The sequence below is a fragment of the Microcystis sp. LSC13-02 genome, assembly GCA_002282935.1.
In the GTDB taxonomy this organism is placed as follows: domain Bacteria; phylum Cyanobacteriota; class Cyanobacteriia; order Cyanobacteriales; family Microcystaceae; genus Microcystis.
Genome location: MTBT01000207.1, coordinates 1 through 4,672, shown reverse-complemented (window position 1 = coordinate 4,672; position 4,672 = coordinate 1). Strand labels below are relative to the sequence as shown.

The following is a 4,672-nucleotide window of genomic DNA, read 5'->3' as shown; positions in this document are numbered from 1 at the left end:
AAGAAAATATCGCTCCTCAAGTGGTTTTTGAAATTCTATCACCGAAGAATACAAAAGCAGAAATGAGTCGAAAATTAGAGTTTTATGACACTTATAGGGTAGAAGAATACTATTTATATAATCCGATGCGCTGTCGTTTACAAGGATGGCAAAGACAGGGAGAAAATTTAGCAGAAATTATCCCCATCAATGACTGGACAAGTCCTCGTTTAGGAGTGCGTTTTATCTGGAATGAATCAAGCTTAGAATTGTATCGTCCCGATGGAGAGAAGTTTTTAACAACCGTTGAGTTAGAGTCTCAAATGCGTCAAGAAAAACAGCGTGCGGATAAAGAGAAAAAACGTGCGGATAAAGAGAAAAAACGTGCAGACCGACTAGCTGAACGCTTACAGGCGTTAGGATTAGGTTTAGAAGAGGAATAGTTATTGATGGGAGTATCTCAGATTTATGGTACAATTAGGTGTACGGTTCCGTTTTTAAAACAATTATGAAAGGAATTAACTTTGTAATTAATGAAAAAGGTGAAAAGAAAGCTGTCCTCATTGACTTAGAAGAATGGGGAGAACTTTGGGAAGATTTTTCAGATATTTTAGTCTCTCGTAGTCGGGAAAATGAATTAGAAATTTCTTGGGATGAGTTAAAACAAGAATTAGAAACAGAAAATACACTCAATGAATAATTATCGAATTCAATTTAAAACTTCTGCAGCCAAAGAATTCAAAAAATTACCCCCTTCGGTTAAGCAACGGGTGGGTGAAAGTCTTGATAAACTACAGCAAGATCCTCGTCCCTCTGGTGTTGTTAAACTACAAGGAGAAGATCAATTATATCGGGTTCGTGTCGGTGATTATCGCATTGTTTACACAATAGATGATCATGATAAAATAATAAAAATCACCAGAATTAGACATCGCCAAGATGTTTATAAAGAATGAAAAAGAAACATATTTTTTACAAATAATCCTTATCCTTAAAATTATAAACAGATCCGATTAATTATCATAAGTATAACCTGACAAGAATGAATACTGATTAATCTTTGTTTGGACTTGCTCAATTTGTTCAGGATTCCAAGCAATACTGTGACGGCTTTTATTGGGAGACTTATAGACGATTTTAGCACAATCTTCTAGGTATTCTTGGGTTGTCTCAACTCCTAAAAAATCACAAATTGCTTTGAGATAAATTTGAGGATTTTCCAAAAATAACTCGTGTTTAAGTTCATAGATTTCATGGGGAGCAAGCTGTGTCTTAAGTTGGGTGATCGCCTCACATAGAAAAAAATAGTGATCAATACTTTTTAATAAATCATAATCCAGCTTAGATGTTTTCTTAGACATAGTAGTAATATTATCATAGGGATTTCTCATAATATGAATAAATTTAATGGGAACATTGATAGTCTGACGTAAACGTTCTAAAGAAAGAGGATTGACTTGAATCCTTAAGGTTGTTCCCTCTCCTTGTTTATCCCCAATTACCTTTATTGAAGTAAATTTGCCTTGCCATTGCTTGGGTACATAATAATTATAACCTCCCAATTTACGCTCTTTTTCGGCTGATAATTCCGCTTTTTTCATCAAAAGATAATAAAGTTGCTCTCGTTTAAACCCTAAGTAGGCATACTTTAAATCACCCAATTCATGAGCAATAACAATATTAGGATGAGCGTTAAGTAATGCACCAATTAAACTATGTCCACTTCGGGGATAACCTAAAAATAAACAATAGGTATTAATATCTTGCCAAAGCTCTCTATTTTCCCAACCTCCATAAGCGGAGGGCAGATATAATTGAATGGCATCTAGTAGTTTGGCTAATTTTTCAGAAAATGAATCTTCTTTTTTGATTTTTTTCATTGGTCTTAGGAGAAAGTTGAGTAAAGATGAATAAGAATCCCGAAGTTTTTTCGCTCCTCTACTCTAAAGACACCACTCATTAAAATCTTTCCCAGTAAAAGTGCGTAATTGATTTATATCTTCTTGTAAATAATCGATTAATCGAATCCTTAAATCCTTTGATAACTGTGGTTTTTTGATGGGGGTGGAAAAAGGAAAATAAATTAACTTATTCAGATAGTATTTCCAGCTAGAGGGAAGATGATCAATTATTGACATAATCGGTAAGCTTGTAATCTGATTACCTAACTTTGTTTTTCTCCGTTTTTTAATAGATGTATGTATTTTTTTTTGACATTTAATGAATTCAGGATTGTCCGACACTTCTAAGAACTTGAAAATAGTTTGTAGAGTCTTTTGAGGTATGTTTGATAATTCTTCAGAGGAGATGACTAGAATGTTATTGGGTGAATAATACTGTAGATACTGCTCTATCTGCAGATAATACTGACTACGAGAAACATAAAAGTTATAGGATTCATTTTTAAAATTCATCAACGCTTCTGCTAAGGTTCTATCCTCTGTTCCACTGGCATATCTATGAACATAATGGGAAATAATTCTCTCAATGGGATCTCGAACAACATAAATTAATTTAGCATGAGGAATAACAGAGTGCATTCTTTCAGGAACTCCTCTGAAAATGGGATATTTTGTATAAGCAGGTGAAGCTTCTCCAGAGATTTTAGCGTTACCTATAAATTGAGATTTATACCATTCAATACCTTTAGTCCAGTTGTTAGACTCTACAAAAAACCTGAGTTCTTTCTCCCGTGACATATAAATTTCTGGGTGACAGTTGAGGTAATAGTGTAGGCTAGTTGTTCCAGATTTCATTGCCCCAATAATAATAAAATCAGGGAGAGTTCCTTGTTTATTTTCGGACAAAGAGGTAGATTTAAGTAGATTGAGCATCATGATAACTTTGGTTAGAGATTGAATAAGGTTTGTCTGAATTGTTAATGAATTTTTACATTCTTAACTAACTCATCTTTTCTTAACTTTAGTTTTGGTCATTATTGTCAGTGAATGAATAATTTTTGAAACATTAATAAAAAACCAAATTATAGCTAAGGGAAGTACAAAATAGAAAATTCCGTGCCAATTTAACCATTCTCTAAAATTGATTAAATTTCTAATTCCATTATTAGCATTCCAGAGAATACTCAACAAGACAGCTAATCCTAAAGTTATTCCTTTAAGCCATAAAACTGGAATACCCGTAAACAGATTAATCGGAGATGGAAACAGCCTTTCTCTCAATTCTTGCCAATCAAAAAATAAGAGATAAATAATTATGATGTTCGTAAAAGTGATCACAAAGTAAAGGGCATTCATGGCGTGAAAAATTAAGGCTAGAGACAAAAAAAGATATCGCAATCTAGGATGAATCAAAGCTAAGATAAAGAGGACTTCAAAAATAACAATGAAGACTTGTAAACCGTAAGCCACTAGAGGATGATTTGCTACCCAAAATAAAACAGGATTAAGGGGTAAGTTGAAAAGACTTGACTCGATGCTTCTTATCAGAATATGATTCGACATTAGTTGTGGATAACCAAACCAAGCCCCTCCTATTGCTTTCCACATTCCCGTAAAGAACCACAATAAGCATAAAATCACTAATAAACTGCGAATTGGAACACTATAAGGAGGAGATGAATCAGAGGGATTAATAGGGATATGTCCTGAACGTTTTTTTAACAGTGAATCTAGGGAATAAGTATCCCCCCATCGATTACTCAGAAACATGAATAAAGGAATATAAAAAACGAGCATAACGGTAGAGTCTTCATTCGCTAATTTATAATAAAAGCTTTCCAGAACAGTTCCAAAAATTAGTAAGAGTAAGGTTACAATCCGAACTCTATATCCAATAAATAAAAGAATCAATAAGGCAACAACAATGGTTTCTAAGACTACCCAAGTCTGGGAAGGAAGAAATTTTAAGAAATTGTCAAAGGTAAATAAAAACTCAGTTCTGGACAAAGAAATTGGTACATAGCTTAACTTAATAGCAGAATGAAAACTCATGAACCAAAGATAGAAAATAGCAAAGATAATCCGGAAAAGCCCAAGTCGGCCAGCCGCATTTTTTTCGGGGTAAGTTAACCATTTGTCTATTGAGATATTAAGTTTTTGAACCCAAGAAAATTTTGACATAAAATAAACCTGATATGATAAGCTATTTATCCATCAATTACTATGGTGCTTCTTAAGTCTTTTTGCTTAGGATGTTCATGGTCTAAAGGAGGAAGATATAGGGGATTTACTGTCCACTGTAATTCCCATATTTCAATCTTATTAATGTCAACAGTTGGCAGAGTTTTTTGAATTAAATTAACCAGAGATTTTTTTGATGAATTTTTTTCATCTTGATCGACAATTTTTTGAATTAACGGCATGGTCAGCTTATCTAGGTGTTCATCTGATAAAATATCTTTCAGGGGTATCTCATAGACTTGATTGGTGTTACTGAATACTATTACTTGAAATGAAGTAGCTGAAGATGAGGGAAATGAAGGACGATAGCGAGAATATAGCGACCAACTGGTTATCGGCCAAAATTGTTTAGTAGAACCGACGAAAATAATAGCTAAACAGACAACTAATAAGGCAGTTTTTATAATTTTATATTGTGGATAAATCATCGTTTATTCCTCCTTGTCAAATGTTTCTTATGCTGGCTCTTCGGTAATTGTTATGCAAATAATTAACTTAAAATAAAATTCGATGAGAGTGCCTACGCCTAAAAGTAGCTGAAATCTATACAG

At 33.4% G+C, this 4,672-nt stretch carries 7 protein-coding genes; 3 read left to right on the top strand and 4 right to left on the bottom strand.

The window, feature by feature from the left end; translation table 11 throughout:
* The 3 genes from BGL89_RS12570 to BGL89_RS12560 form a co-directional block, all read left to right on the top strand.
* On the top strand, nucleotides 1–422 hold a 422-nt coding region (locus BGL89_RS12570; protein WP_286825989.1), incomplete at its 5' end, for a Uma2 family endonuclease.
* A 65-nt stretch (nucleotides 423–487) separates the two neighbouring features.
* Nucleotides 488–679 (top strand): hypothetical protein, encoded by a 192-nt coding sequence (locus BGL89_RS12565; RefSeq protein WP_158200296.1) that lies wholly within the window; start codon nucleotides 488–490, stop codon nucleotides 677–679.
* Entirely contained in the window at nucleotides 672–935 is a 264-nt protein-coding gene (locus tag BGL89_RS12560) for a type II toxin-antitoxin system RelE family toxin (RefSeq protein WP_286825988.1), read from the top strand. Before BGL89_RS12565 ends, BGL89_RS12560 begins: the two co-directional genes overlap by 8 nt.
* A 57-nt stretch (nucleotides 936–992) precedes the next feature.
* Here the strand turns inward: BGL89_RS12560 and BGL89_RS12555 are convergent, their stop codons facing one another.
* The 4 genes from BGL89_RS12555 to BGL89_RS12540 form a co-directional block, all read right to left on the bottom strand.
* Nucleotides 993–1,859 carry a sulfotransferase family protein gene (locus BGL89_RS12555; protein ID WP_158200298.1) on the bottom strand — a complete coding sequence of 289 codons (867 nt, stop codon included), beginning with the start codon at nucleotides 1,857–1,859 and terminating at the stop codon, nucleotides 993–995.
* A 63-nt stretch (nucleotides 1,860–1,922) separates the two neighbouring features.
* Nucleotides 1,923–2,786: a sulfotransferase family protein gene (locus tag BGL89_RS12550; RefSeq protein ID WP_286825987.1), complete on the bottom strand. Its 864-nt coding sequence runs from the start codon at nucleotides 2,784–2,786 to the stop codon at nucleotides 1,923–1,925.
* Between the two features lie 99 nt (nucleotides 2,787–2,885).
* A complete protein-coding gene (locus BGL89_RS12545; protein ID WP_158200300.1) occupies nucleotides 2,886–4,061 on the bottom strand; it encodes a hypothetical protein in 1,176 nt (391 codons plus the stop codon).
* A 26-nt stretch (nucleotides 4,062–4,087) separates the two neighbouring features.
* Nucleotides 4,088–4,549 (bottom strand): hypothetical protein, encoded by a 462-nt coding sequence (locus BGL89_RS12540; RefSeq protein WP_158200301.1) that lies wholly within the window; start codon nucleotides 4,547–4,549, stop codon nucleotides 4,088–4,090.
* Nucleotides 4,550–4,672: the final 123 nt, after the last annotated feature.

What these genes read in the sequence shown, in the direction of transcription:
- BGL89_RS12565 (WP_158200296.1), top strand. Translation starts at nt 488, where the DNA reads ATGAAAGGAATTAACTTTGTAATTAATGAAAAAGGTGAAAAGAAAGCT.
- BGL89_RS12560 (WP_286825988.1), top strand. Translation starts at nt 672, where the DNA reads ATGAATAATTATCGAATTCAATTTAAAACTTCTGCAGCCAAAGAATTC.
- BGL89_RS12555 (WP_158200298.1), bottom strand. Translation starts at nt 1,859, where the DNA reads ATGAAAAAAATCAAAAAAGAAGATTCATTTTCTGAAAAATTAGCCAAA.
- BGL89_RS12545 (WP_158200300.1), bottom strand. Translation starts at nt 4,061, where the DNA reads ATGTCAAAATTTTCTTGGGTTCAAAAACTTAATATCTCAATAGACAAA.
- BGL89_RS12540 (WP_158200301.1), bottom strand. Translation starts at nt 4,549, where the DNA reads ATGATTTATCCACAATATAAAATTATAAAAACTGCCTTATTAGTTGTC.